Raw genomic sequence first — 26,295 nt, 5'->3', positions numbered from 1 at the left:
CAACGCCCCCGGAGCGAGGAGAGCCGCCCGCAACGCGGCACGGCGGTGCTCGGCTATCCCTGCCGGCCAAAGGCCAACATGACCAGTTCCCCGAGCTGACCTACACCCCGACCGGTGTCGAGGACGAGATCGCCGCAATCACCTGGCTGGGCTCGCATGTCGCGAACAGCGTCACGGCCGAGGTCTACACCACCGGCTTGAAGCGGGAATCCAAGCTGCCGAATGGCCAGGAGGAGTTCTCGCCCCCGCGGAGGAGACCAGCAACCAGACCCGCCCCAGGCGCCCGACGCGCCTCCATGCCAGCAAGGGCAGGATTCCGGGCTTGCGTTCGGCAGCCATGATTCCCGTTCGGCCGTATTTCCCATTTCGTCATGAACGAAACCGGACTGTTCGCCGGAATGAATGGAGGTTCGCAAAGCCACCCCCCCGCCGCAGCGGTGGAGGCAAGGCGAGACGGCGAGGCCCCTTTCATCGGCAACATGCCCGATCGACTTGGCCGGATAGCCGATAAAGGCCGGCGGAACCTGTCCAGCAAGACGATCCATTCGCCCATCGGCACTCTACGAACCGACCAGCGGCACTAAAACTAAAACCGGGACGGCCAGTCCATAAGCCCATGCTGAAAGGCTTGGGAAGGCCCGCTGGCGCCGTCTCGATGAGGCACCGGGCGACTCACCGACGACCGGTAGGGCTGGCGGGGTGCTACTCCCCGAGCGACGCCGATAAGCTGCCGCCCTGTTTCAAACCAATTCCAGAATTTATAGAGAGCCCGATGATTCAGTCCTTTACCACCATCCCCAACACCAATCAGAACCTGGTGCTTGTCGAGATCACTTACTTAGGCGACGGCACGGACGACAGCCATGAAATCAGTGAACTGGATATCGTCGGATGGCGCATTTCCACGGATGAAACCATGGCCTCATCTCCGGAGCCGATCGTTGTGGGCTGGAGCGACGCCGTGTCGAACTGCATGTGGGGCGTACTCAACAAGATCAAGGGCACGGTATCCGCCGATGCCTTCGAACATCCGGTACCGTTGGACAGGTGGGTCGCCGAAAGCCTGGGCAGGCTTCGCGGACGGGAGGCGAAACATCGGGCGCAGCAGCAGAAAGTGCAATGCGGTGAGCATTGATCCACCAAGTGTTCTAGCGCAGCGGCTGGCGTGCGGTCCGATCCGTTCGGCCCACCCCGACCGTGATCGCAGCAATGGGGATTGGCAGTAGACATACGGCTGCTCGCGACGAGCATGTATCCGGCCGGCTGGATTCGAACGACGTCAGCCAACAGGCCTGGCGTATCCCTGTAAGCCATCGCTTACAGAAGATCGGGAATTCTCCCAATTTGCCCGAGACGGCGATCCCGGTAGATTCATTTCCACACCGACGTCGAAGGATCGACGAAGGCTGCCAGGGATGGAAGCTAGGGACTGTCGCAGGATCGCGGCATCATCAGGACGATGGCCCACGGAAGAAGGGAAAAACGAAAAGCGCCAAGGTAGCCCCTTGGCGCTTTTCGTTCGTGCAGAAGAAAGTGGCCCCTACCGGAAGCGGAAAGGGTTCCGCCCAGACAGTGCCTCCCCCTTATGCGAACGCACCAATCGGATCGCCTTCTGGCGTCGTCCCATCGAGCCGGTGCCAACCCGCAACCATGTTCCCGAGACTTCGAGCCGCCGACTGCCGCCGCGCCTCGGCCGCCGCTCAATCGCCCGGAAAAACGCCGGTTGCGCGCCGGGACATTCCCAGCAGTACCCGGACGGCACTCCATACGGCGACAAGCCCGGAGCCACGGCGGATCGTTCCGGTTGCGGCCCGGAAACAGGCCGGCGCAGCCGGCTAGTGAAACGATTCATCAATAGCTGGACCTCAGCACTTGTCAAAGAAGAATCCAGCCACTAAGGTAGCGCTGTCTTAGCGATCTTCCCTTATTCCCCCAGGAGCCCGCGGACCGCTCCGCAGTGAAATCCAGGCGGCAATCGACAAAAACAACAAGCCGGACGGCAGCAAGACTCTCCGCTCGACAATGGGCTTCAAGCCCGCGAGACAGCGCCGTCCACGCATCGAGGTATCTTATGCGTTCATCCAGCGCCATGTGGATCGACTCAGGAGCTGCCCACCACGGCCAGTTCCGCCTTGCCTGGCCATTCCAACGGCACAGGGCGGCCACTCTCGGACGGCGAAGACACAATCCCCCCCTGCGGCCTCAGCGTACCGATATCCGTCATTGAGGCCGGGCCGAAGCCGGCTGAACGCCTCCTGCCGCGAGCGGCGAAGGCGGCTACCACCGGCCTCGCCATTCCGGCAAGACACAAACCCCGGATCGCCACCGGAACCGCCTCAAGGTATCCCGAAACGGCAAGCGAGCATTCCGACACGATCGGATGCCTCCTCTCGACAAACCTTCACCGGCTAGAGACAGCGCCGTCCTGCCCACGGCAGGGGCCTCTCCTTGAAGCAACAATCACAACAAGAGGAAATGCACGATGACGACGGTAGAAACGACCTTCAACAATGCCGGCACGGACAATCCGGCGCCTCCCCAGGCGCAGCGATTGAGCCTGTACGTTTTCGCCCTGTTCTTCATTTTCGGAGGGCTGACCAGCCTCAACGACGTCCTCGTTCCGAAGCTGAAGGACCTGTTCAGCCTCAGTTACACCGAGGCCATGCTCGTGCAGTCGGCGTTCTTCTTCGCCTATTTCGTCGCCTCCATTCCGGCGGGCCTGCTGATTTCGCGCATCGGCTACATGAAGGCCGCCGTCGTCGGCCTGTTGACCATGGCCGCCGGCTGCCTGATGTTCATCCCGGCGACCCTGTCGACGCTGTTCCCGGCCTTCCTCGGCGCCCTGTTCATCCTGGCGGTGGGCGTCACCACCGTCCAGGTGGTCGCCAATCCCCTGCTGTCGCTGCTCGGGCCGGGCTCCACCGCCCATAGCCGCCTGACCCTGGGCCAGGGCTTCAACTCGCTGGGCACCACCGTGGCCCCCTACATCGGCGCCATCCTGATTCTCGGCGCCCTGAACGAAGTGGACCCGTCGACGCTATCGGGAGCCGAGCTCTCGGCCTTCCTGGCCCACGAAGCCAGCGTCATCAGCAATACCTACGTCGGCATCGCGCTGATCATCTGCCTCATCGCCGCTATCGTCTGGCTGCAGCGCAACGCGCTGAAGTCCTCGAAAAGGCCCGAGCGTCTCAATCCGTTTTCCGCCCTCGACCTGCTGAAGCAGCCGCGCTTCGCCTTCGGCGCCGCCTGCATCTTCCTGTACGTGGGCGCCGAAGTGGCCATCGGCAGCCTGCTCACCGACTACCTGATGCTGCCGACCACCCTGCATCTGGTCGCGGAGGAAGCCGGCAAGCACGTGGCCTTCTACTGGGGTGGCGCCATGGTCGGCCGCTTCGTCGGCGCGGCCCTGATGCGCCGCTATGCGCCCGGCAAGCTGCTCGCCTTCGCCGCCGGTACCGCCATCGTCCTGATCAGCCTCTCCAGCCTCTCGACCGGCAGCATCTCCGGCTGGTCGCTACTGGCCGTGGGATTGTTCAACTCCATCATGTTTCCGACCATCTTCAGCCTGGCCTCCGAAGGGCTCGGCGAACGGGCCGCCGAGGGCTCGGGCCTGATCTGCTGCGCCATCGTCGGCGGCGCGATCGTTCCGCCGCTCACCGGGTTCGCCGCCGATCTGTCGACGCTCTCCCTGGCGCTGGCCGTTCCGGCCATCTGCTACGCCGGCATCGCCTCCTACGGCTGGTACGCACGCCGTCCGCACCTGGCGAGCTGATCGCGAAGCCACCGTTCTCTCCCTGCCGTTCCGGGCCGCACAGGCCCGGAATGCTGCTCCGGTCGACGTCCCCTCCGCAGCCAGCGACGATGCACGGTATCTTCCGTATCGTCCCGCCCCGACGTCGGACCGCCCGCCAGGTCCAAATCCCGTCATTCACCCGATACGAGCCATCACGCCATGCGCCTTCGCTGCATACACCATGCCGCCATCATCTGTTCGAACTACGAGGTTTCGAAGCGCTTCTATACCGAATGCCTGGGGCTGCGCATCCTGGCCGAGCACTACCGGGCCGCGCGCCAGTCCTACAAGCTCGACCTGGCGCTGCCCGACGGCTCGCAGATCGAACTCTTCTCCTTTCCCGCCCCGCCAGCGCGCCCTTCCTATCCGGAGGCCTGCGGCCTCCGCCACCTGGCCTTCGAGGTCGAGGACGTGGCCGCCTGCAAGGCGGAACTCGAGCGCCAGGGAATAGCCGTCGAGCCCATCCGGACCGACGGGTACACGCACAGGCGCTTCGTTTTCTTCGCGGACCCCGACGGTCTGCCGCTGGAGCTGTACGAGTCGGGGGATCGACAGGACGACCGGGAACCTAACGGCCCTGGCGGATACGGTTCCGTCCACGCCAGCGAGGGTGGATGACCGGCCTCGCCGGAAAGGGGAATACGCCGCGTCCGGGCGCCAGGGACAACGCCCCGACGCCCGGACTCGGACTCAGGCGGCGGCGGGCTCCAGCGCCTGCTGCAGGGCCACGCCGGCACCCTCCAGGCCGGGATATTCGGCGGTCACCAGCCAGACCGGCACGCCGTTGAGGTAATGGCTCATGCAACCCTTGCTGCACAGGCTGCTGGCGAAGCCGCTGGACTGGAAGAAGGCGGCGAAGCGCGGAATCACCCCACCGACGATATACACACCGCCACGCGCCCCCGTGGTCAGCACGCCGTTGCCGGCGACCCGGCCGAGCCAGATGCAGAACAGGCTCAGGACCTCCACCGCGACCGGATCGCCGGCCAGGGCGGCCGTGCTGATCTCCGCGGGAGTGCCGAGGTGCGGCGCATGGCCGTCCAGGGTGCAGACCGCCCGGTAGAGTCGCACCAGACCGCTGCCGCTGAGCACATCCTCGGCGCGTACATGGCCCAGGTCGGCGAACAGTTGCTGCCACAGCGCCGCCTCGCGCAGGCTGCCGACCGGCAGATCGACATGCCCGCCCTCGCCCGGCAGCACCCGCCAACGGTCGCCGCCGTCGGGCACCAGGGTGCTGACGCCCAGGCCGGTGCCCGGCCCTATCACCAGAGACGGGTTGCCGGGCTCCGACGCGCCGGGACAGATCTGGATGCGTCCGTCCTCGCGCAGACGCGTCATGCCCAGCGCCATGGCGGTGAAGTCGTTGATCAGCAGGAGGTTGTCCAGTCCCAGCGCCCGACGGAAGGCGCTGCGGTTCAGGGTCCAATGGTTGTTGGTGAAGCGGAAATCCTCGCCGGACACCGGCCCGGCGCAACCCAGGCACAGGCTGGAGAGATCGCCCGACGACAGTCCGAGGGAGGACAGGTAATGCTCGATCGCCAGTTCCGGCGTGGCGAAGTCGGCCGCGGGCAGCGTCCGCACCGATTCGATCCGCTCATCGCGCCACAAGGCGAAACGCGCGTTGGTACCCCCGATATCACCGACCATTGTCAGAGTCATTTCAGTCGCTCCTGCAGTCCGGGGCACATCCTGTGCGAGGTGGCCAAGATAGAACGGAACGCGGAGAGGTGGGTTTCGACAGTCATAGGCTTCACACTTTGTTGTATTTTGTAGATAAAGTCCGGAAAACCCCGGCAAGACCCTGAAACTGGCCGCGATCGCACGACAAGGCAGCGGCCAGCGGCGGGGACGGCCGCCCTTTGGGCCCCTGAAAGCGCGTCATCCCGGAAGAAAAGATCGCTCCCAGGCACGCCACGAAGACTGCGCTATCCGCGCAGTTGGCGCACAGACAGGCCCGGGTCTGCCATCCCTTCGCCCATGCCGCGCATGCCTCCCGGCCCTCTTCGGCACAGACCGGAAGCAGGCCACGGCACAGCAGGCATACAGCCGATAGATAGCGCTACCTTAGCCTTTGGCTTTTCGCTTAACAAGCCCGTTTCATTCCCGCCTGCCAAGCCGGGACGCCGGCAGTTCTCCCGTCGATCGCGAATGCCCCGGAGCCCTCGGAACGCGTACGGGAAAAGTGCGGCCGCAACGACGGCCGCGACCATGGGAATGATGGAAAGAGCGGAGCCCCGGCGACGTTCCGGCCGACCCGCCCGACCGGCGATGGCCGGGCGCGCGGCGGATCTCGACGCTCAGACGGGCCGCTTGATGGCGGCGACCGCCGCAGCCAGTTCCTCGAGGCGCTGCTCGATGCGGATCAGGCGCCTCTTCTCCGAGGCGACATGCCGGATCTCCTGGCGGTCGCCCTCGCCGAGCGAACGGAGCAGTTCGAGCAACGCCTGCTCGCCGGGGCTGATGTCGTAGACGGCCGCCGATTCCCGGGCCGCCGCCCCCTCCACCTCACCCCGGCTCATCGCCCCTTCGCCGACCAGCAACCAGTCGAGCGAGACACCGTGTTCGTCGGCCACCTCTACGCACAGCGCATAGGGAATGGTATCCCTGGACTTCCAACTGCTCAGGGTCTGGGGGCTTATGCCCAGCGTGGAGGCCAGGGCCGTATCGGTCGCGCAGCCCGTCAGCATTTTAAGGCGCGCCAGAACAGCCGTCGCACTTTTCTTACGCATTTGGAGTATTACCATTTGACATATGCGTTTGGAGTAGATACCGTTACGCGCAATGAGTACATCTTAACCAAATGAGAACACCCGAGCCATGAACAAGCGTCAGATCCAGGCCCGGCTGATCGAAAAAGGCAGCAACTTCCGCCGGTTCGCCCTGACCCACGGCTACGAACCGCGCACGGTGACCCAGGCCGTCCAGCGCTGGGCCGGTGCCAGCACCCTGCCCAACGGGAGGCTGACCTTTTCCATCCTGCGCGACCTGTCGCTGGCGATCGGCGCCGAAGTGCTGCCGGGCATCCTGGCGGATGCGGATGCGGAGGGATTGCGACAGCCCACGACGACGGAGGAGCCCTGACCGAAGGCGGACAAACCGCGCCGGGGAACCTGGCCGTGTGTCGTCGCGGCAAGCGGCACCCCGTCACGCCGGCGCGTGCCGGAACGGGCACTCCTCTGCCAGGCACGGGGCGCACGGCCGGACCAGGCCGCAGCCGCGACCGGCACGGCCACTGCCTGGGAAAACAACGCCACTAGCCGAGAAATGCCATGGAAAAGGCCGTTTTCATCGAATTGAAACTGGAACCGAAACTGGCGGAAGCCCTGCTGCTGCATCTGCGCCAGGAGTTGCGCAGCGCCATCCAGCAGCAATGGCATGCCGCCCGCTACCTGTCGATCCCCGAAACCAGCCGCTGTGGCGCCATCCTTCGGGACGCCCCGCATCTCGCCGCGCAGAAAAAAACCCTTGGCGCCCTCAAGGCAGCCATCGACCGGCCGCGCCGGGAAGCCTCCCTCTCAAGGTCCTGCACTTTTCCCTGGACGGAATTCCAGAGGAACGAGGTCGATAGCGCCTCGGTGGACGGATTCGCGCACGATGCTTCCACTCTTGCAGTCCATCGCGGGTGAATCCGCTCCCTCCCTGCCGGCAAGCGGCCGAAGCCCTCGAAGGGGTTCCACCCCCGCCTCTCCCGCACGGGAGAGGCGCCAGGCGCCACCACGGACGGAAGACGTCGCCCGAAGGCACTCAATACGGCAAGGCCCGGCCCGCCTCGCCGCCCGCCCCCCGCAGCCTCGTACAGCAGCGGCCGAAGTCGGGCGGCAGGCCTCTTTCCCGGAGAAGCCCGATCATCGCGTAGTAGCAGGCGTTGAACAGGGGCCCGTCCTTCCAGTCGCGCCCCTGGTGTTCGGCGCTGTCCTCCAGCCCCTCGATGAACACGATCTCCGCGAACCCGGCGCCCGCCCGCCGGCACAGCGCGCCGCGATGCACGGGATTCACGTTCAGCAGGTCGCATAGATCGTCGAAGCCCAGGGTTTCGCTTATCCCCTGCCGCTCCCGCATCAGCCTGCGTCCGAAGCTCGCCAGGGCCCGACGGAGATCGTGCCGCGCGTCGCGCCGGCAGGCGCTGGCCTGCCGCTCCAGATCGCTCACCGCCAGCCCGGTGAACGGCAGGAAGACGCGCAGCCTGCCGGCCTGTCGTCTCAGGGCGCGACGCTCGGCGTCGATGGCTTCCAACTCCTGGGTGAAGGCCCGACAGAGACGGCGGATGGCGATCAACCGGGTGCGCGCGGTAGCCGTCGGCCGGCTGGAAATGTCGGCGAGAAGATGCAGATGCTCGGCTTTCATGAAAACGACTCCATCCTGGATACAGGACCGTGGACGACGTCCGGATCGGCCGCCAGGAAACTCCTGCAGCTCCCGTACGCTGCCTTGCGAATGGCGCAAGCCCTCCCTCCCAGTCTCGCGCCTCGTTCCGCTTTCGGCCAGTGCCGGCGCCTGCTGTCCGTCCGATCCGGCCGGCGTGTCCACATGCATTCGCATCCATGGGTACGGGCGGAATTCCGCCGTCCCGGACGAATTGGCCACCCTGCTCCTGGCGACATTTCGCCACATACGGCCGAAAAAATGCCGATTCATTGCTCCAGGACATGGATTTTCGGCACCTTCCGAAAAATGGCATACATCCTGCCTTTCGAATCCTCGTGCGATGCGGACAGCCCCGCATCCACCGACGAACGCCTTCGAATGCGAAGGCCAGCGCATCGAGGAAACCATGCTCGGTCCGAATCGGGCATGGCTCCAGGAGAAACGGCCCGGGACTGCCCCCATGCCCCGGGACGACGCCCGGACAGGCGGCCGAAAGGCACGACGGTCAGGGCCGTGGCGAACAAGAACAACAGTTGATCCGGATGCGACAGCTTTATCGACAGTAACGGCAGGCGCGCGTCGGCGATCCCGACCCGGCCATCGGCAGCGCGCGAACCAGTGCCCGCCGCAGCCTTGCGAAATCCATTCATAACTTCAACAGGTCCGTCTTATGAAGAAACTGTTACTGACCTTCTTGTGCGCCAGCATCGTCGGCTGCGCCAAGCAGGACGACGCGGAGAAGACCGTGGACGTCCTGCTGATCGGCGGCGGCATCATGAGCGCCAGCCTCGGCACTTACCTCAAGGAGCTGGAGCCCGACTGGACGATCGACATCTACGAACGCCTCGACCAGGTCGCCGAGGAAAGCTCCAATCCCTGGAACAACGCCGGCACCGGCCACTCGGCGTTCTGCGAACTGAACTACACCTCCGAGAAACCCGACGGCCATGTCGACATCAGCAAGGCGCTGGCGGTCACCGAATCCTTCGAGATCTCCCGGCAGTTCTGGGCCCACCAGATCGATAAGGGCGTGCTGAGCAATCCGAAATCCTTCATCAACGACGTGCCGCACATCAGCTTCGTCTGGGGCGACGAGAACGTCGCCTTCCTGAAGAAACGCCACGAGGCGATGCAGCACAGCTCCCTGTACCGCGGCATGGAGTACACGGAAGACCACGCGACCATCAACGAATGGGCGCCGCTGGTGATGGAGGGCCGCACGGCCGGCCAGAAGGTCGCCGCGACGCGCATGCCGATCGGCACCGACGTCAACTTCGGCGAAATCACCCGCCAATTGATGGGTGCGCTGACCAGGCACGGCAACGTCACGCTGAACCTCAAGCACGAGGTACGCGACTTCGTACGCAACGACGACGGCACCTGGAACGTGACGGTCGCCGACCTGGCCAAGGGCGGCGAGGAGAAGACCGTCAAGGCTAAGTTCGTGTTCATCGGCGCCGGCGGCGGCGCGCTGCCGCTGCTGCAGAAGACCGGCATCCCCGAGGCCGACGGCTATGCCGGCTTCCCGGTGGGCGGCCAGTTCCTCTACACCACCAACCCCGAGGTCGTCGAACGCCACCTGGCCAAGGTCTACGGCAAGGCCTCCGTCGGCGCCCCGCCGATGTCCGTGCCGCATCTGGACACCCGCGTGATCGACGGCAAGCGGGCGATCCTGTTCGGACCCTTCGCCACCTTCTCCACCAAGTTCCTGAAGAAGGGCTCGCTGCTGGATATGCCGCGCTCGCTGAGCACGGACAACTTCATGCCGATCATGCACGCCGGCCTCGACAACCTGCCGCTCAGCACCTACCTGATCGGCCAGTTGATGCTCAGCCAGGAAGAACGCATCGAGGAACTGCGCGAGTATTTCCCGCAGGCCAAGGCCGAGGACTGGAAACTGCTGACCGCCGGCCAGCGCGTCCAGGTCATCAAGAAGGACCCGGAGAAAGGCGGCGTCCTGCAGTTCGGCACCGAAGTCGTGGCCGCCGCGGACGGCAGCATCGCCGCGCTGCTGGGCGCCTCGCCGGGCGCCTCCACCGCCGCGCCGATCATGCTCACCGTGCTGGAAAAGACCTTCAAGGACAGGATCGGGACTCCCGAGTGGCAGGCCAAGCTGAAGGAAATCGTTCCCTCCTACGGCCAGAAGCTCAACAACAACATCGAGCTGACCAATAACATCCGCGCCATGACCAGCGAGCGCCTGCAACTGCGCTTCATGCCGGTCGAGCCGGAAGCCGCCGAGGCCCAGGCCGAGGCCACTGCTCCCCAACCCGCCCAGGCGGCCCTGTAAGGTCCGCCCCGCTATCCCCCTCGCCGAGGGGGATATGCCTTTCCCTGCCGTCGACCGCCGAAGTCCTCGTCCTCCGGGAACGCGCTTCAGGCCACCCCGCTCTCCTCCAGCGTCACCACGCAACCCGGATCGAAGGCGATCCGCTCGCTTTCGTAGCCGCGCGGATTGGAAATCACCCGGGTGCCGCCGAACTGGTAGTCGACCGGGTAATGGGTATGACCGTGAATCCACAGATCGAGGCCCTCGCCCATCAGTTCGTCCCAGGCGTTGACGAAGGCCGCGTCGAGGGGCGTGCCGGCATGGGGGTGGCCGGCGATCGAGCGCAGCGACGGCGCATGGTGACTGATCACCACCGTCGGCCCGGCGAAGGGCTGCGCCAGCGATTCGCGCAGCCAGCCGTGGGCGCGATCGGCCAGGGCGGCGAAATCCTCCGCTTGCGATGCCCGCGCCCCGTCGCCCCAACGGATCTGCCGGAAGTCCGAGAGCCGCTGCTGCGCGACCTGCCGCGCCAGCGCCTCCTCGCCGGTCGCCCGATAGTCCGTCCAGGCGGTGACGCCGAGAAAGCGCACCCCGCCCAATACCACCTCGTCGAAATCCAGCACCCGCACCCGCTCGTCCGCCGCCTCGCGCAGCCGCCGCCGGGTTTCCTCCAGGGCGCCGCCGTAATACTCGTGATTGCCCGGCACATAGAGCACCGGACAATCGAACGCCCGCCGCGCCCACTCCACGCCCCGCGCCCCGACGTCGATATCGCCGGCCAGCACCACCACATCCGCCGCCACCGGCGCCGGGGTGAAGGGGGAAAGCTCGTTGTGCAGGTCGGAGAGGATGTGGATGCGCATGGAAATGCTCCTCGAGGTTACGGCGAACTATGGACTATAACCGGGCGATGTTGCGAAGAGATGGAAGAGACGGCGGCCAACGGCTCGACCGGCAGCGCGGGCACCCGAAGCGCGGAAATCCCCCTCTGTCGCTGTCCGCCGGCAGGCGGTCCGTCAGCGCCTCACACCCGCGTCCCCCGGCAATCCGGGTAGTTCGAGCAGCTCCAGAAGTGAGTGCCGGCCTTGCCGCCGCGCTTGACGGTGCGCCGCACCATGGGCGAGCGGCAGAGCGGGCAGTGGCGGGACGAGGGTTCCGGAGCCGGACGGCCCGATACCATGGAGATCCAGGACTGCAGGGTTTCGCCATCGACCAGGGCGAGATCGCAAGTGGCGGCGAACTGCCGGGCATCCTCGGTGAAACTTCCCGAGGTCACCACGAAGCCGCCCGCCACCCCCTGCGCCGCGACCACCCCGTAGAGTTCGCGCACCACCTTGACGCCGACCTTGAGGGCGCGCCATTGCTTGCACTGCACCAGGTAGCGCTTGCGGCCCTTGCGCACGATGAGATCGACGCCGCCGTCCGGTCCGGCGGCTCCGGTTTCCTCGACGGCATAGCCCTGGCGGCGGAACACTTCGCCGACCAGGCGCTCGAACTGCTGCCAGTCCATCCCGTCGGAAATGGCCTCCGGGTTGTTCAGCGCCTTGCGGAACAGCCTGCCCCGCTTCATGCGCCTGGCGCCGGACAGCAGCGCGCCGATGCCCAGCAGGCCGGGTAGCAGGTACTGCCCGGCCCAGGCCGCGAGCGGCACGAGCGGCTCCAGGGCCTGCCGCGGATCGCGGCGCAGCTCCTGGAGCAGCTTTTCCAGGACCGCCGGATCGCCGAGCCCGGCCAGGCTGTCCAGGGTCGGCAGCGCGCCCTGTCCGGCCAGTGGGTGCAGAAACCACCAGGCGCCGAAGGCGGCGGACAGGCTCAGCCACCAGGGCAGCAGGGCGACAAGCCGGATCAGACCGGCGATGGACGAACGGCTTCTAGGGGGCAACGGAGGCTCCTGTCAGGCGATGGTGCGCGGTGTTCAGGAGCCTTGCCAGGGGAACATGCGGGTCGGGCGGACGGCGCTGCGGCGGTCCTGCCGCCGGTTCCCTGGCAGGCGAGGCAAGTGCTGGACTGAATCACGGTCAGCGGGGCGGAACGAAATCGGCTGCAAGATTACTGCAACATCGGGGCCATTGGCCATAAAGCCGCTCCGGGAGCGGATCGACCGCAGCCTTACCGGCGCAGCAATGCCAGTTGCGCTTCCAGGCGTTCGCAGTATCCCCGTTCGGCATGCAGCCCGCGGCACTCCCGCTGCCATTCCAGCTCCGATACCCCGATCTACACCGGGATGCGCGGGCACGTGCGCGCCTGCTGCGAGAAGAAGCGCGCCTACCGGGACTTCGTGCCGAGCCGCCTGCGCGGCGCGCCGGAGCTGCTGGATGCCTCGATCCATGGCCGGGACGAGGACGAAGGCGGGAACACCGAGGTGACGATCCGGATCGAACCGGACCCGCGCCTCAGCGCGCAGCGGAAAGCGATCATCGAGACCGACTACGGCATGCGCGACGGGCACCTGGCGATCGCCAGCCACGGCGCCCTGGTGCAGTACGTGTTGCAGCGCTTCCAGATCGATACCGCCAGGATCGAACCCAGGCCCGCCGCCCAGCAGATCGTGGTGGCCAACCTCGAGGAACTCGAACGCTGGCTGTACAGATAGGGCGCCAGCTCCCGCTTTCCGCCAGGCCTTGTAAGACATCGACCATGCGTGCGGTAGGCTGGAAGAGCTCCATCACATGCCGGCAAAGTGCCAAGCGATTGAAAAGCGCGGGGCCTTTTGCTGCACCGCAACATAAGCACGGACGGAGAGCGATTTTCGACTGCTTGTCCCCTTCCCCGGAGGGATTAATATCACTTCCACGTCGATGGAACGACGTCGGCTGACGGGGATGGCAGCCAAGGACATCGCAGGACGGCGATTCACCAGGATGGTGAACCAGGGAAGAAGGGAACAAACAAGGAGGCGGGGGCTACCCCGCCTCCTTTGTTTCGTTCGCGGAAAAATCCTCCCCGACGCCCGAGTTTCGCATCGAAGCGCCGCTCGTCCCCGCATGCCTGCCTCGATTACGGGATCGCCCCGACCTCGCTACACTGACCTCGCCCCACTATCGCCGGTTCAACGACGATTCGGCAGGATCATCGGGCTGGCCCAGGAAGGACTGCCAGGCAAAACGAACAGGAAAGCGCGGCCGGCCTGCCAGGATGCGGCCGCCTGCCGGGGTCCGTCGGCGCGGCTCGCACCGATAACCCCTAAGGACACGGTGTGTACAGGTCGTTTCTTCATCGCCGGCCCTGCCTCGCAGGTCTGCTTTGCGCTTTGCTGGCGGCTCCGCACGCCGCCGCCGAATCCCGGCAGTTCGCGCTGCTCGCCAAGCGCATCGATCAGCACTTCTTCATCCAGGCCGGCCGGGGCTGCGCCGAGGCCGCCGCGGCCGAAGGCGACACCTGCCTGCTGCTGGGCGCCACGGGACCGGCCCATTTCCGTCGGCAGAACGAGGCGCTGGAAGAGGCCCTCGGCCGCGATCTGGACGGTATCGCCCTGTCGGTGACCCATTCCCACTGGCTGGCCGAGCACGCGCTGCAGCACCTGGGCCGGACACCGCTGATCACCTTCGACTCGGACCTGGCGCCGGCCGAGCGTCATCTGCGTCGCGGCTACGTCGGCATCGACAACCTGGCCTTCGGCCGGCGGCTCGGCCAGTTCCTCCAGCGTTTCAGGCCCGCGGGCGGCCGGTTGTGCATCCTCAGCGGCAGCCACCAGGACCCCAACCTGCGCGAGCGCCTGGCCGGCATCCGCCAGCAATTGCGCGGCGCCGACGGCGAGCACGATGCCGACCGGCTGGCCGGCGAGAACGGCTGGTTCGAGGTGCAGCGCTGTCCGCTGTACACCGCCGACAATCAGGAGAACGCCCTGCTCCAGCTTGCCACCCTGCTGAAAGCCGCGCCGCCCGATGCGATCGTCAGCGTCGGCAGTTGGCCGGTCTACGAAGCCGAGGCCTTCCGCCGGCGACTCGGCCCGCTGCTCGCCGAACTCGACACCACGGGCAGGCGCCCGGCCATCGTCATCACCGTCGACGAACCCGACGCCCGGCAACTGGCGCTGCTCGAAGATGGCCTGATACAGGCCTATCTGGGGGTGGAAAGCACCGAACTCGGCCGGCAGAGCTACCACATGATGAAGCGCCTGGCGGAAGGCCGGCCGATCGCCGGCCAGGTCCTGGTCGGCGTCCGGAGCTACCTGTCCGGCAGCGCCTCCACGGAGCCCTGAGATACCCGGCTGCACTCGTCCAGGCTGCGCAGGTCGGCCTCCAGATGGCGCGGAATGTAGTCGCGCAGGAAATCCACCCAGGTGCGGGTCTTGGCGTCCAGATACTGCCGCGACGGATACAGCGCATAGACCCCGAGCGAATAGAGCGTGTACTCGGGCAGCACGCGCACCAGGCTGCCGCTCTGCAGACTCTCCAGCGCCGAGTAGACCGGCAGGGCGCCGACGCCCATGCCGGCCTTGAGCGCCACGGTCATGGCGTCGACGGTATTGACCTGGAAATGGGTCTGGCTGACGGTGACCAGTTCCTCGCCATCGGGGCCTTCGAGCAGCCACTTGTCGAGGCTCATCACCGGATAGACCAGGCGCAGGCAACGGTGCGCGGCCAGTTCGGCGGGCGTCCGGGGCAGGCCGTGGCGGGCGATGTAGAGCGGCGAGGCGCAGAGCACGCTGTAGATGTTGCCGAGCTTTTTCGAAATGAAGCCGGAATCGGCCAGCTCCGGCGCCGTCACCACCGAGATGTCGTAACCCTCCTCGAGGATGTCGGTGGTGCGGTTGGCCAGCGTCAGGTCGAAGCTGACTTCCGGGTACTGCTCGCTGTACTCGGCGACGGCCTTGATCAGGTAGTGATTGCCGATACCGGTCACCGCGTGGACCTTCAGGTTGCCGGCGGGACGTGCGTGGGCCTGGCTGGCCTCGGCCTCGGCCTCCTCGATGTAGCCGAGGATCTGCTCGCAACGCTGCAGATAGCGCTGACCGGCCTCGGTGAGGGCGATGCGGCGGGTCGTGCGGTGCAACAGGCGGGTGCGCAGGTGGCTTTCGAGGGAAGCGACCGCCCGCGAGACATAGGAGGTGGTCAGATCGAGGCGTGTCGCGGCGGCGGTGAAGCTGCCGGTTTCCGCCACGCAGGCGAAAATGCGCATGTGGGAGAGAATGTCCATGGATCGCTGTTCTGGAATGACGGGACCGAGCATGCCGCGAGCGGCTACCGGCAGGAAGTCTGCCAAGGATTATCGCTTTTTAGTACAAGATTCATCATCAAACTGTTGCCTTATTCTGCTTCTTGCGGGCTCTTAGAATTGACCTGTCTCAAGACTTCCCGTCTTCATTCCGTATATCAGGACCACGACAGTGCCTCGCAATCTGTGGTCGGGCCTCTGCCTGTCCAGTCTGCTCGCCGTGCTCTCGACCGTCTCCGGCTGCATCAGCAGCCAAGGCATTCTCCCCAAAGCCCTGCGCCTGAACGACGCCGAGTTGCTCACCGACAAGCCCATCGACAAGGCCGTCAGAAAGATGGAATGGCCGCGCGACCGCTGGTGGCAAGCCTACGGCGACCCGCAGTTGAACGCCTGGGTCGAGATGGCCCTGGCCGACAGCCCGAACCTGGCCGTGGCCGCCGCGCGGCTGCGCCAGGCCAGGACGCTGGCCGGAGTCTCCGAATCCGAACACGCCCCGCAGGTGAAATACGACGCCATGGTGCAGCGCAAGCACTGGCCGGACGACCAGTACTTCTACGGTCCCGGCATGCTCGCCGACACCACCGGCTGGAACGCCACCTCCTCGTTGGGCCTGAGCTACGACCTGGACCTCTGGGGCCGCCTGCACAGCCACACCGAACGGGCCCTGAGCCTGGCCGAGGTGGCGGCCACCGAGGAGCGCGCCGCGGCGCTGGAGCTGCAGAACAACGTGGTCGCCGCCTACATCCAGCTCGCCCTGCACCACGCCCGGCTGGAGATCGCCGAAGCCGAACTCAAGCAGCGCGAACAGCTCCTGGCGCTGGCCCGCGAACGCCTGGCGATCGGCCTCGGCACCCAACTGGAAATCAGCGAGGCCGAGGCGCCGCTGCCGGAAGCGCATCGGCGCATCGACCTGATCCACGAGGCCATCGCCCTGACCCGCAACCAGTTGGCCGCCCTGGCCGGCAAGGGCCCCGGCGAAGGCGCGCGGCTCGAACGGCCCAAGCTGTCGCTGCACGGCGAACCCAGCCTACCCTCGAACCTGCCGCTGGAACTGCTCGGCAGGCGCCCGGACGTGGTCGCCCGGCGCTGGCAGGTGGCCGCCGAGGCGCGCAGCATCGAAGTGGCCAAGGCGGATTTCTACCCCAACGTCAACCTGGTCGCCTTCTTCGGCTCGGGTTCGACGACCGGCGAGATGCTGAACTTCCTGACCAACGCCAACAAGCTGACCTACGGCATCGGCCCGACCCTGAGCCTGCCGGTGTTCGACGGCGGCCGCCGGCGCGGCCAGTTGGGCGCGGCCACCGCCGCCTACGACATGGCCGTCGAGCAGTACAACCAGACCCTGGTGGACGCGCTCAAGAGCGTGTCCGACCACCTGATCCGCCTGCACTCGCTGCACGAGCAGGAAATCTTCGTCGGCCACGGCCTGGAAACCGCCGAGCGGCGCTACCGGCTGGCCGAGGAAGCCTACCGCCGCGGCCTGACCGACTACCGCTCGGTGCTCGAAGCGCAGAGCGAACTCTTCGAGCAGCAATTCCTCGAACAGCGGGTGCACGCCGAACACCTGACCGCCCAGGCCGGACTCTGGGTAGCGCTCGGTGGCGGCGTACTCACGGACGACAGCGGCCCCGCCGCCCGGCAACTGGACGCGCACGAAATCTCCCTGCACCTCCCCGGCCGCCACTGAGGAACCTCCATGAAAACCGTGGCTGACGCGCCGGTCGGCGCCTTCCGCCGTGCCCTGAACGACTGGGCGCTGAGCGAGGGGCTGACCTGGGTGTTCGTGTTCAAGGCCCTGTTGACCTCCTTCGTCGCCCTCTGGCTGGCCTATCGCCTGGAGCTGCCGCAGCCGAGCACCGTGATGGCCACGGTGTTCATCGTCATGCAGCGGCAGAGCGGCGAAGTCCTGGCCAAGAGCTTCTACCGCATCATCGGCACCCTGCTGGGCCTGACCGTGATGGTCACCCTGATCGCCCTGTTCAACCAGGAACGCGTGCTGTTTTTGCTCTGCCTGGCGCTCTGGGTCGGCCTGTGCACCGCCGGCTCGGCGCGCTACCGGGACTTTCGCGGCTACGCCTGCGTGCTCGCCGGCTATACCGCGGTGATGATCGGCCTGCCGGCCACCTTCGACCCCGAAGGCGCCTTCATGCAGGCCCTGTGGCGCGTGCTGGAAATCACCGTGGGCATTCTCTGCACCGGCCTGGTGATGGGCCTGGTCCTGCCGCAGACCAGCGGCGCCACCCTGCACACCACCCTGGCCGCGCGCTTTCGCGAATTCGCCGGGTTCGCCTGCGCGGGACTGGCCGGCGAGCTGGAGCCGCAGCGCATGGAACAGCTCAGCGCGCGCTTCGCCGCCCAGGCCGTGGCCCTGGAGAACCTGCGCAACGCCAGCGCCTTCGAGGACCCCAACATCCGCCTGCGCAGCGGTCGCCTGGCGCGCCTGAACAACGAGTTCATGGTCCTCTCGACCCGCTTTCACGCGCTCTACCAACTGCTCCAGCGCCTGCAGGGCGAAACCGGCGCCCGCGTGCTCGAAGCCCTGCAACCATGCCTGGCGCAGGTCGGTTCGGAACTCGCGCCGCTCACCGAGCGCCTGTACAGCGACCAGGACGCGGCGAACCTGGCCCTGGGTCTCGAAACCAGCAAGCAGGCGCTGATGCAGCGTATCCGCGACGGCCGCCAGCAACTCGTCGAACAACAGGCCGACGAAGCGCAACTGACCGACTTCAACACCGCCGCCGAGCTGCTGTTCCGCTTCGCCAGCGACCTGCACGGCTACGCCCAGACCCAGGCCTCGCTGGCCGACCAGCACCACGACCGGGAGAACTGGAAAGGCAGTTTCACCACGCGCGCCAACGGCATGGCCGCGGCGGTCGCGGGCATTCGCTGCGCCCTGCTGATCCTGGCCTGCAGCGCCTTCTGGCTGGCCAGCGCCTGGCCCAGCGGCAGCACCTTCGTGCTGATGGCCGGTCTGGTTTCGGCGCTGGTCTCGACCTCGGCCAACCCCGCGCGCCTCAGCCTCCAGTTGCTGGTCGGCGCGGCCGGCAGTTCGCTGATCGGCTTCGTCCTGCAGTTCTGGGTCTTCCCCTGGCTGGACGGCTTCGCCCTGCTCTATTGCTCGCTGGCGCCGCTGATCGCCCTGGGCGCCTTCCTCATCGCCCGTCCGCAGACCGCAGGCTACGGCGTCGGCCTGCTGGTGTGGTTCTGCATCGTCTCGCTGCCGGGCAACCAGACCCACTACCTGCCCTACCGCTTCTTCAACGAATACCTGGCGGTACTGGCCTCCATGGGCCTGGTGGTGATGTCCATAGCGCTCCTGCCGCCCGACCGCCCCTGGCTGTGGCGGCGTCTGGAGCGCGACCTGCGGATGCGCGTGGTGTTCGCCGTCAGCGGCAAGCTCAAGGGGCTGGTCGACGGCTTCGAGAGCGGCACCCGCGACCTGCTCAACCAGGCCTACGGCCTGGCGACCCGCCATCCGGACGTGCAACACCAGTTGCTGCTCTGGATGTTCGTGGTGCTGGAAATCGGCCACGCGGTGATCGAGCTGCGTCAGGAGCAGGCCAGCCTGCCCGAGGACCCCTGCTACGCCGAGGATACCGCCTGGCAACAAGGCGTACGGGCCATGGGCCGCGCCCTGGTGCGGCTGTTCATCCAGCCCGACGAGAGCAACCGCCAGCGCGCCCTGGCTGCGGTCGAGCAGGCCATCCAGGCGGTACGCGACACCCCCGAACCGCGCCCGCCGCAATTCGACACCTCGCCGCTGCGCCGGGTCCTCAGCTACCTGCACTTCATCCGCAGCTCGCTGCTCGACCCGCGCTCGCCGCTGGCCGAGGGCTCCGCCAACGCCGCCGGAAGACTCGCCAATGCCTCATGAAATCGCCCTGTTCGGCGTCTACATGCCGAGCCTGACCCTGCTGTTCCTGGCCACCCTGGCCGTCGGCTGGGCCCTCGACCGGCTGGTCGCCTGGTTCGGCCTGTACCGCCACGCCTGGCATCCGACGCTGCTGCGCATGAGCCTGTTCACCTGCCTGTATGGGCTCCTCGCCCTCTATATCTACCGCTGACCGCCCACATAAGGCCCGGATATGTCCTGGAAAAGAGTCATCAGTGTCGTCTTCACCCTGCTGGTCGCCGCCGTCGCCGCCTACATCGTGCGCACGCTGTGGGTGCACTACATGGATTCGCCCTGGACCCGCGACGGCCGGGTGCGCGCCGACGTGATCAACATCGCTCCCGACGTCGCCGGCCTGGTGGTCGAGGTGGCGGTGAAGGACAACCAGCAGGTCAAGAAGGGCGACCTGCTGCTGCGCATCGACGACGAACACTACCGCCTGGCGGTCAAGCAGGCCGAAGCCCTGGTGGCCTCCCGCAAGGCCCAGTTGCAGATGAATCAGGAAAACGCCCAGCGGCGCAGCGACCTGGACGCCATGGTGGTGTCGCGCGAAAGCCGCATCAACGCCAGCCACATGGCCAGCGCCGCCCAGGCCGAATACCAGGAAGCACTGGCGCAGCTCGACCGGACCAAGCTCGACCTGAAGCGCACCGAAGTGCACGCGCCGGTGGACGGCTACGTCACCAACCTCAACGTCTTCGAGGGCGACTTCGCCAACCGTGGCGAGGCGGCCATGGCCCTGGTCGACAGCCATTCCTTCTACGTCTACGGCTACTTCGAGGAAACCCGCCTGCCGCTGATCCGCGTCGGCGACAAGGCCGAACTGCGACTGATGAGCGGCGAGCGCCTGAGCGGCCAGGTCGACAGCATCGCCCGCGGCATCTACGACCGCGACAACCCGGAAAGCCGCGAACTGGTCGCCGACGTCAACCCGACCTTCAACTGGGTGCGCCTGGCCCGGCGGATACCGGTACGCATCCGCATCGAAGAGGTGCCGGAAGGCGTGACCCTGGCGGCCGGCCTGACCTGCACGGTGATCGTCACCCCTCCCGCCGACCGGCCGCGCCCGGTGCCGGATCGCTGGTAGATCCCCGTTCTTCGTGGAGGCGCCGGACGTTCGGCGCCCACATACGAAGTTACAACTTCCGTATAACTTCCGGCGCTCTTTCGAATATGCCGTCGAGACGGCCAGGCGAAACCACGTACATACCCGCCAGCCAACTTCCCCGCACCATCCTGCAACGCTCATCGCGAACTTTCCGGCCCCGCCCCAAGTTTTCACGGCGATCCGCCGATGCGAATTCGGGCGCTCGTTCCGACCGCCAAGACGTCCCGAATCGTTGCACGCAACGCCCGTTGAATTACTGTAACTCAATGAAATAACACGCCTTTCATCCTTCCATCGGACAAACTTCCGGCCGCCTGCGATCGCCTCCCGGCATTATTGTCCTTCCACTCAACAGTCCTTGTGGTTATTGCTTATTTAATGGGGTTTTCACAACTTCTAAAATCAACTCACCTTCCGGAAGAAATTGAAAACCGGAGGCGACAATTGCCCAACCGCATTATCCCTACGGTGGACAAATACCTGGTCCGGCTCATGCGAGGCCGGACAGGTTATCGATAAAGTTTCGCGCTAAGGTGATTCTCGATGAAAGCGTTGGCCTTGCTGGCTTTGGCTGGGGTTTCGTGCATGGCGGTGGCCGAGGAACAGTCCTCCGCGCCTGCGAATACCCAGGAATCGTTGGAAGTGGAACGCTACGAATACGCCATGGATCTGGATATCGCCCACGTCATCAAAAGCCCCGACATCCCCAACGTCTGCGGCGTGGTGCCGGTACAGATGACCTACGAGGACCACCAGGGCAAGCGCCACATCCTCGAATACCGGGTCGCGGGCAAGGGCTGCCAGAACGGCTGATCGCCGCACGCCCCGGCGAGGAGCGCCAGTGCGGCAGGCGTCATTATTGCCGATCCGCTCAATGCTCCTTGTCGCAATCGGCCCTGTAATTCACTCTCCGCGCTCCTTAAAGTGGTTCCGCCTTCCGGAGCAATTGACGACACAGGAAGGCTCCTTGCCCAACGGCCGCTTCTCTCCGCATGTTGAGCATCGGCGCCGGCCGGCCCCTCCGCAGGGCCGGCCGGCGCGCCCGAAGCGGCCCACCCCGACAGGTACTCCGATGAAAGCCCTGATCTCGCTGGCACTGGCCGGTCTTTCGTGCATGGCCGCCGCCGCCGACGGCCGGACGCAGTCCGCGCAGGAGGCGAACGCCACGGATGTCGAACGCTACGAATACGCCACGAACCTGGACATCGCCCGGGTCATCCACACCGACGATATCCCCGACGACGTCTGCGAAGTGGTGCCGATCCACATGGTCTACGAAGACAGTCACGGCGAACGGCACACCCTCGAATACAGCGTCATGGGCCGCGGCTGCGGCGGCTTCTGAGGCCGGCCATGGCTCTCGCCCGGGCTTGCCCCTTCCCCGCCCGCGCGCGAAGCTGACGCCGGGAACCGGCGCCCTGCCGGTCCCGCCCGGCCAAGCAGCGAGGAAGACACCATGCCCAGGATCTATCTGGCCGGCCCGGACGTGTTCCGGCCCGATGCCATCGAACGCGGCGCCCGGCTCAAGTGGCTGTGCGCCGAGCATGGCCTCGAAGGCCTCTATCCACTGGACAATCGGTTGCCGCCGGGACTGACCCCGGCCGCGGCGGCGCGGTGGACTCTCGAAGCGAACATCGCCCTCCTGCGCAGCGCCGACGCCGTGCTGGCCAACCTGGAACCCTTTCGCGGCCTGGAGCCGGACTCCGGCACCGTGTTCGAAGTGGGCATGGCCGTGGCGCTCGGCAAACCGGTGTGGGCCTGCTTCGCCCCGGCCGGCGACCTGCGCGCCCAGGTTCCCCATGGAGCGGACGGACGCGACGCACGGGGCTGGCTGGTGGAGGATTTCGGCCTGCCGCGCAACCTGATGCTGGCCTGCAGTTGGACGGGGTACGACGCCACCCCGGAAGCGGCACTCGCCGGGCTGGCCCGCCATCTCGGCGTCTGACGCGGCAGCGACGGGCCGCCGCGAAGACGCGCCCGTCGCAACCCGGTCCCGTCACTCCCTGGGTTCGAGCGCGCCGGCGGCAGCGCTACCGGCCTCGCGGGTCGGGCGGATCGCCTCATCGGCCTGCGCCAGTCCCCGCCCGGCGACCTCCAGCCCGCGCCCGTACAGGCAGTCGATCTCCTTCGCCGCCGCCTGCAGGGCGTTCACCAGGGGCTTGGCGTCGGACGGCGCGTTCCTCGCCACCTCCGCGACCATGCCGTGCATCTGTCGGGCTCCGATGTCCATCTGCCGCCGGGCCAGATCGAGCAAGACCCTCTGACTCGCCGCCGCCACTTCCTGGGCCTGTCGCCCGTACTCCAGCATCCGCACCGCCTGGGCCGCCGGCGACAACTCGACGGCCGCCCGCGGGTCGGGCGCCGAAAGCAACCGCCGCCAGTTGGCGAAGAACAGGTCGCTGGCCGTGTGCAATGCCTGGAACTGCAACCGGACGAGCCGCTCGCTGCCCTCGATCACCCCCTCGCCGAGGTGCCGTGCGGTCTCCAGACCGGACGGCACGCCGTTCTGGAACACATTCGAATCAAAGCTGGACATGTCTCAATCTCCCAAAGGCAACGACCGGGTCGGCCAGACGCGCCGGACCGCGGCAGACCGTCCGGCGCATTATGACGTTCCCGGATGTCTCGCCGCATACGTTTTTGCGTTGCAAAAAAAGTTTGCTCCATCGTGTACCCTCCGCTATAAGAAACGGGCCATTGTCCCCGAGCCTCCATGACCCACGGATCCGAATCCGCTGGCTTCTTCCGGAGGAGCGCACCGTTTGGCCTTACTCCAGCACGAAGAGGGTGATCATGAGCCAGGAGACTTTTTTTGCGCAGCAGGAAGACTGCTTCTCCTCTTTCCACAACTACGTCCAGCATATCGGCAAGCTGCAGAAGCTGCAGTCGGACAACCTGCAGGACGGTATCCGGCGACGCCAGGAAAAATCGCTGCAGAAACTGACCGCCTGCGCCACGCGCCAGATCGGCCCCGGCGACTGGCTCGACTACCTGAGCGACTTCAACCAGCGCACCCTGCTGTTCTGGGACACCCTGCGCCGGCGCGCCGACGGCACCCTCGAGCACCGCCGCGCCGGCTACCCGGCACTGCTCAAGTTCAACTACGAACTGCTGCTCGACGGCCGTGACCTGCCGGCCCCGGTGAACTATTCGCTGCTGCATATCCTGCCCGGTCCGAGCCAGACGACCGACCCTTCCCTGCCGCCGGTGATCGTCATCGACCCGCGCGGCGGCCACGGCGCCGGCATCGGCGGCTTCAAGGAGGACTCGGAGATCGGCGAAAGCCTGCGCGCCGGGCACCCGACCTACTTCATCTCCTTCAGCCACAGCTCGGAACCGGGCCAGACGCTGAGCGACATCGCCCTCGCCGAGGCCCGCTTCATCGAACTGGTCAGCGAGCGCCACGCCCATGCCGGCAAGCCGGTGCTGATCGGCAACTGCCAGGCCGGCTGGGCGCTCATGGGACTGGCGGCGCTGCGCCCGGAACTGCCGGGGCTGCTGATCGTGGTCGGCGCCCCGCTGTCCTACTGGGCCGGGGTCAACGGCCGCAATCCCATGCGCTACGCCGGCGGCCTGCTCGGCGGCGCCTGGATGACCCGCCTGGGCAGCGACCTCGGCAACGGCCGCTTCGACGGCACCTGGCTGGTCAACAACTTCGAGAACCTCGATCCGGCCCATGCCCTGTGGGGCAAGTACTACGACCTTTTCTCCAGCGTGGACAGCGAAGCGCAGCGCTTCCTCGACTTCGAGCGCTGGTGGGGCAGCCCCAACCTGTTCAACAGCGAGGAGATCGAGACCATCGTCGACGAACTGTTCATCGGCAACCGCCTGACCGGCGGCCAGAACACCCTCACCGACCTGCGCAAGATCGAGGCGCCGGTGGTGGTGTTCTGCTCCTACGGCGACAACATCACCCCGCCGCAGCAAGCCCTGAACTGGATCGCCGACCTCTATCCCTCCGACCTGGCGCTGCATTCGTCCGGGCGCACCATCATCTACCTCAAGCACGCCAGCGCCGGCCACCTGGGCATCTTCGTCTCCGGCCAGGTGGCGCGCCGCGAGCACCGCCAGCTGATCGGCGCCATCGACGCGATCAAGGCCCTGCCGCCCGGCCTCTTCGAGCTGATCATCGACGAAGTGCCGCACCCCGACGGCGGCGCCCAGTCCTACCAGGTGCACTTCGAGTCGCGGCGGATCGCCGACATCCTCGCCGAGGACGACGGCCACGACGACGAGCGGGAATTCGAGCTGGTCGACCGCGTTTCGGCGATCAGCAGTACCTTCTACGACTGGACGGTGCGCCCCTGGCTGAGCCGGGCGATCAATGAACCGGTCGCCGAGCAGTTGCGCGAGCACCATCCCTTCCACCTGCAGCGGCAGCTCTGGAGCAGCCTGAATCCGGCGACCTGGTGGCTGTCCGGCACGGCCGAACTGGCCCGCCGGCGGCGTAATCCGGTGCGCCCCGACAACCCCTTGCTGGCCTGGCAGGAATTCTTCTCCGACAGCGTCGAGAACACCCTGGATACCTGGCGCGACCTGCGCGACGCCAGCCAGGAGCTGGCCTTCCATACGCTCTACGGCTGGTTCAGCACCCTCGCCGGCGGCCAGCGCACCAGCGCGGCCGAGAAGTTCGCCAGCGAGCGGGAGCGGACCCTCCTCGAACGCCTGTACGCCGCCTTGCCGCAGGGCGGCGCGCGGGAAGCGGCGATCCGCATCCTGCTGCTGCTCGCCAGGGCCAGCGGCCGGCTGGACAAGGCCATGCTGGAAGGCATCGTCAAGGACTACCGCCGCCGGGCCTACGCCGATCCGCACATCCCGGACGTCGCCACCCTGCGGGAAATCACCCGCCAGCAGAACCTGCTGGTGTTCGCCTATCCCGAGGAGAGCCTGCAGACGCTGCCCGAACTGCTGCCCGATACCAGCGTGCGCCAGCGCATCCTCGCCGAGGTGCTGAACATCGAGCCCGGCTGGCAGCGCAGCGACGGCCCGCTGGGCGCGCTCTGGCGCCAGTTGTTCGAGGTGCTGGAGCTGCCGACGGCGGAATTCGCCCTGCTGCGCCTGGAATCCCCCGCCACGGCCGAGCAACCCGCCGAGGTGGATGCGGCCGCGACCCCGGAAAGCACGCCGCCGACCGCCGAGCCGAAGATCCGTCCCGCGGCCGAGACCGCCGCCGTTCCGGCCAAACGGCAGGAGGTACTGATCGAGCCCGTCCCGACCGCCGTCCCCGAGCCCACGGAAACGGCGGCGGCCCCCAAGGCCGCGGCGCCCGAACCGATTGCAGCGCCGGCCGAACCCGCTGGCCAGGCACCGGCCGAAACCAGCCCGGCGGAGGCAGCGCCCAAGCCGCACATCCGCGTCCGCGCCAACACCGTGATCAGCGAGCCGCTGGAAACCCTGCCCAGCGCCGAGGCCGCGCCGGCCGACAGCGGAAAGCCCCCGGCCAAAGCCGCCGCGACCAAGCGCACGACGGCACAACGAACCGTCAAACCACGCCGGCCGCGCAAGCCCGGCGGCACTCAGCCTAGCGACAATACTTAGGCCTTCGAGATGGCCCCTGGACTCAAGGGGCAAACATGCCGGCGCGCAGAATGGGTACCGGTCCTCTATCCGGCCTGCGGCGCGGGCCGGCAAGTATTCGTCCCGGAACGTCGAGCCAGCGAGTTTTCGTTCGCCCCAGGAGCGGTCGGTCGAAATGGAGCGCTTCATGAGAT

General features: G+C 66.7%; 23 protein-coding genes and 1 pseudogene. 16 read left to right on the top strand and 8 right to left on the bottom strand.

The window, feature by feature from the left end; genetic code table 11:
* Window positions 1-772: 772 nt before the first annotated feature.
* The 3 genes from AVCA_RS01940 to gloA2 all read left to right on the top strand — a co-directional run bounded on the left by AVCA_RS01940 (window position 773) and on the right by gloA2 (window position 4,411).
* Window positions 773-1,135, top strand: a complete 363-nt coding sequence (locus tag AVCA_RS01940; RefSeq protein WP_012699102.1) for a hypothetical protein — start codon at window positions 773-775, stop codon at window positions 1,133-1,135.
* 1,347 nt (window positions 1,136-2,482) lie between these two features.
* Window positions 2,483-3,772: a sugar MFS transporter gene (locus tag AVCA_RS01935; RefSeq protein WP_012699101.1), complete on the top strand. Its 1,290-nt coding sequence runs from the start codon at window positions 2,483-2,485 to the stop codon at window positions 3,770-3,772.
* 180 nt (window positions 3,773-3,952) lie between these two features.
* On the top strand, window positions 3,953-4,411 hold the full coding sequence (gene gloA2, locus AVCA_RS01930) for an SMU1112c/YaeR family gloxylase I-like metalloprotein (RefSeq protein ID WP_012699100.1): 459 nt from the start codon (window positions 3,953-3,955) through the stop codon (window positions 4,409-4,411).
* Between the two features lie 72 nt (window positions 4,412-4,483).
* Here the strand turns inward: gloA2 and AVCA_RS01925 are convergent, their stop codons facing one another.
* Both AVCA_RS01925 and AVCA_RS01920 read right to left on the bottom strand, forming a co-directional pair.
* On the bottom strand, window positions 4,484-5,452 hold the full coding sequence (locus AVCA_RS01925; protein ID WP_012699099.1) for a glucokinase: 969 nt from the start codon (window positions 5,450-5,452) through the stop codon (window positions 4,484-4,486).
* Window positions 5,453-6,090: 638 nt separating this feature from the next.
* Window positions 6,091-6,522, bottom strand: coding sequence for a helix-turn-helix transcriptional regulator (locus AVCA_RS01920; RefSeq protein ID WP_072432476.1), 432 nt, complete (start codon window positions 6,520-6,522; stop codon window positions 6,091-6,093).
* 88 nt (window positions 6,523-6,610) lie between these two features.
* Here AVCA_RS01920 and AVCA_RS01915 point away from each other — a divergent pair, with 88 nt between their 5' ends.
* Together AVCA_RS01915 and AVCA_RS01910 are read left to right on the top strand one after the other, a co-directional pair.
* A complete protein-coding gene (locus tag AVCA_RS01915; protein ID WP_012699097.1) occupies window positions 6,611-6,874 on the top strand; it encodes a hypothetical protein in 264 nt (87 codons plus the stop codon).
* Window positions 6,875-7,062: 188 nt separating this feature from the next.
* Window positions 7,063-7,419, top strand: a complete 357-nt coding sequence (locus AVCA_RS01910; protein ID WP_012699096.1) for a hypothetical protein — start codon at window positions 7,063-7,065, stop codon at window positions 7,417-7,419.
* A 118-nt stretch (window positions 7,420-7,537) separates the two neighbouring features.
* Here the strand turns inward: AVCA_RS01910 and AVCA_RS01905 are convergent, their stop codons facing one another.
* Window positions 7,538-8,137, bottom strand: a complete 600-nt coding sequence (locus tag AVCA_RS01905; protein ID WP_012699095.1) for a hypothetical protein — start codon at window positions 8,135-8,137, stop codon at window positions 7,538-7,540.
* 287 nt (window positions 8,138-8,424) lie between these two features.
* A complete protein-coding gene (locus AVCA_RS25855) occupies window positions 8,425-8,808 on the bottom strand; it encodes a hypothetical protein (protein ID WP_139239891.1) in 384 nt (127 codons plus the stop codon).
* Between the two features lie 20 nt (window positions 8,809-8,828).
* On the opposite strand from AVCA_RS25855, the gene AVCA_RS01900 reads away from it, so the two are divergent.
* The gene (locus AVCA_RS01900; RefSeq protein WP_012699094.1) at window positions 8,829-10,448 is read left to right on the top strand and encodes a malate:quinone oxidoreductase; all 1,620 of its coding nucleotides are present in this window, start codon (window positions 8,829-8,831) and stop codon (window positions 10,446-10,448) included.
* An 86-nt stretch (window positions 10,449-10,534) separates the two neighbouring features.
* On the opposite strand, the gene AVCA_RS01895 is transcribed toward AVCA_RS01900, so the two are convergent.
* On the bottom strand, window positions 10,535-11,290 hold the full coding sequence (locus tag AVCA_RS01895) for a metallophosphoesterase (RefSeq protein WP_012699093.1): 756 nt from the start codon (window positions 11,288-11,290) through the stop codon (window positions 10,535-10,537).
* Window positions 11,291-11,451: 161 nt separating this feature from the next.
* On the bottom strand, window positions 11,452-12,309 hold the full coding sequence (locus AVCA_RS01890; protein WP_012699092.1) for a restriction endonuclease: 858 nt from the start codon (window positions 12,307-12,309) through the stop codon (window positions 11,452-11,454).
* Window positions 12,310-12,633: 324 nt separating this feature from the next.
* Here AVCA_RS01890 and AVCA_RS01885 point away from each other — a divergent pair.
* Window positions 12,634-13,020 (top strand): annotated as a pseudogene (locus tag AVCA_RS01885) (WYL domain-containing protein); the annotation flags it as partial.
* Between the two features lie 657 nt (window positions 13,021-13,677).
* On the top strand, window positions 13,678-14,628 hold the full coding sequence (locus AVCA_RS01880) for a substrate-binding domain-containing protein (RefSeq protein ID WP_012699089.1): 951 nt from the start codon (window positions 13,678-13,680) through the stop codon (window positions 14,626-14,628).
* Here AVCA_RS01880 and AVCA_RS01875 read toward each other — a convergent pair.
* Window positions 14,595-15,566 carry a LysR family transcriptional regulator gene (locus tag AVCA_RS01875; protein WP_012699088.1) on the bottom strand — a complete coding sequence of 324 codons (972 nt, stop codon included), beginning with the start codon at window positions 15,564-15,566 and terminating at the stop codon, window positions 14,595-14,597. The two genes, AVCA_RS01880 and AVCA_RS01875, sit on opposite strands and share 34 nt — an antisense overlap.
* A gap of 190 nt (window positions 15,567-15,756) precedes the next feature.
* Between AVCA_RS01875 and AVCA_RS01870 the strand changes: the two genes are divergently transcribed.
* The 7 genes from AVCA_RS01870 to AVCA_RS01840 all read left to right on the top strand — a co-directional run bounded on the left by AVCA_RS01870 (window position 15,757) and on the right by AVCA_RS01840 (window position 22,529).
* A complete protein-coding gene (locus AVCA_RS01870) occupies window positions 15,757-17,271 on the top strand; it encodes an efflux transporter outer membrane subunit (RefSeq protein ID WP_012699087.1) in 1,515 nt (504 codons plus the stop codon).
* Window positions 17,272-17,280: 9 nt separating this feature from the next.
* Complete coding sequence (locus AVCA_RS01865; RefSeq protein WP_012699086.1) at window positions 17,281-19,458, top strand: FUSC family protein; 2,178 nt, start codon at window positions 17,281-17,283, stop codon at window positions 19,456-19,458.
* Complete coding sequence (locus tag AVCA_RS01860; protein WP_012699085.1) at window positions 19,448-19,648, top strand: DUF1656 domain-containing protein; 201 nt, start codon at window positions 19,448-19,450, stop codon at window positions 19,646-19,648. Before AVCA_RS01865 ends, AVCA_RS01860 begins: the two co-directional genes overlap by 11 nt.
* A 21-nt stretch (window positions 19,649-19,669) precedes the next feature.
* Window positions 19,670-20,563 carry an efflux RND transporter periplasmic adaptor subunit gene (locus AVCA_RS01855; RefSeq protein ID WP_012699084.1) on the top strand — a complete coding sequence of 298 codons (894 nt, stop codon included), beginning with the start codon at window positions 19,670-19,672 and terminating at the stop codon, window positions 20,561-20,563.
* A 564-nt stretch (window positions 20,564-21,127) separates the two neighbouring features.
* Window positions 21,128-21,397, top strand: coding sequence for a DUF2790 domain-containing protein (locus tag AVCA_RS01850; protein ID WP_041806870.1), 270 nt, complete (start codon window positions 21,128-21,130; stop codon window positions 21,395-21,397).
* Window positions 21,398-21,656: 259 nt separating this feature from the next.
* Window positions 21,657-21,929, top strand: coding sequence for a DUF2790 domain-containing protein (locus AVCA_RS01845; RefSeq protein WP_012699081.1), 273 nt, complete (start codon window positions 21,657-21,659; stop codon window positions 21,927-21,929).
* Window positions 21,930-22,040: 111 nt separating this feature from the next.
* On the top strand, window positions 22,041-22,529 hold the full coding sequence (locus AVCA_RS01840; RefSeq protein WP_012699080.1) for a nucleoside 2-deoxyribosyltransferase: 489 nt from the start codon (window positions 22,041-22,043) through the stop codon (window positions 22,527-22,529).
* A 51-nt stretch (window positions 22,530-22,580) separates the two neighbouring features.
* Here AVCA_RS01840 and AVCA_RS01835 read toward each other — a convergent pair whose 3' ends face one another.
* Window positions 22,581-23,120: a phasin family protein gene (locus AVCA_RS01835; RefSeq protein WP_231876241.1), complete on the bottom strand. Its 540-nt coding sequence runs from the start codon at window positions 23,118-23,120 to the stop codon at window positions 22,581-22,583.
* Window positions 23,121-23,377: 257 nt separating this feature from the next.
* Here AVCA_RS01835 and AVCA_RS01830 point away from each other — a divergent pair, with 257 nt between their 5' ends.
* Window positions 23,378-26,122, top strand: coding sequence for a DUF3141 domain-containing protein (locus AVCA_RS01830; protein WP_012699077.1), 2,745 nt, complete (start codon window positions 23,378-23,380; stop codon window positions 26,120-26,122).
* Window positions 26,123-26,295: the final 173 nt, after the last annotated feature.

The organism is Azotobacter vinelandii CA (genome assembly GCF_000380335.1).
Lineage (GTDB): Bacteria > Pseudomonadota > Gammaproteobacteria > Pseudomonadales > Pseudomonadaceae > Azotobacter > Azotobacter vinelandii.
Note: the sequence above shows the minus strand (reverse complement) of the source record. Positions and strands in the feature narration are given on the sequence as shown.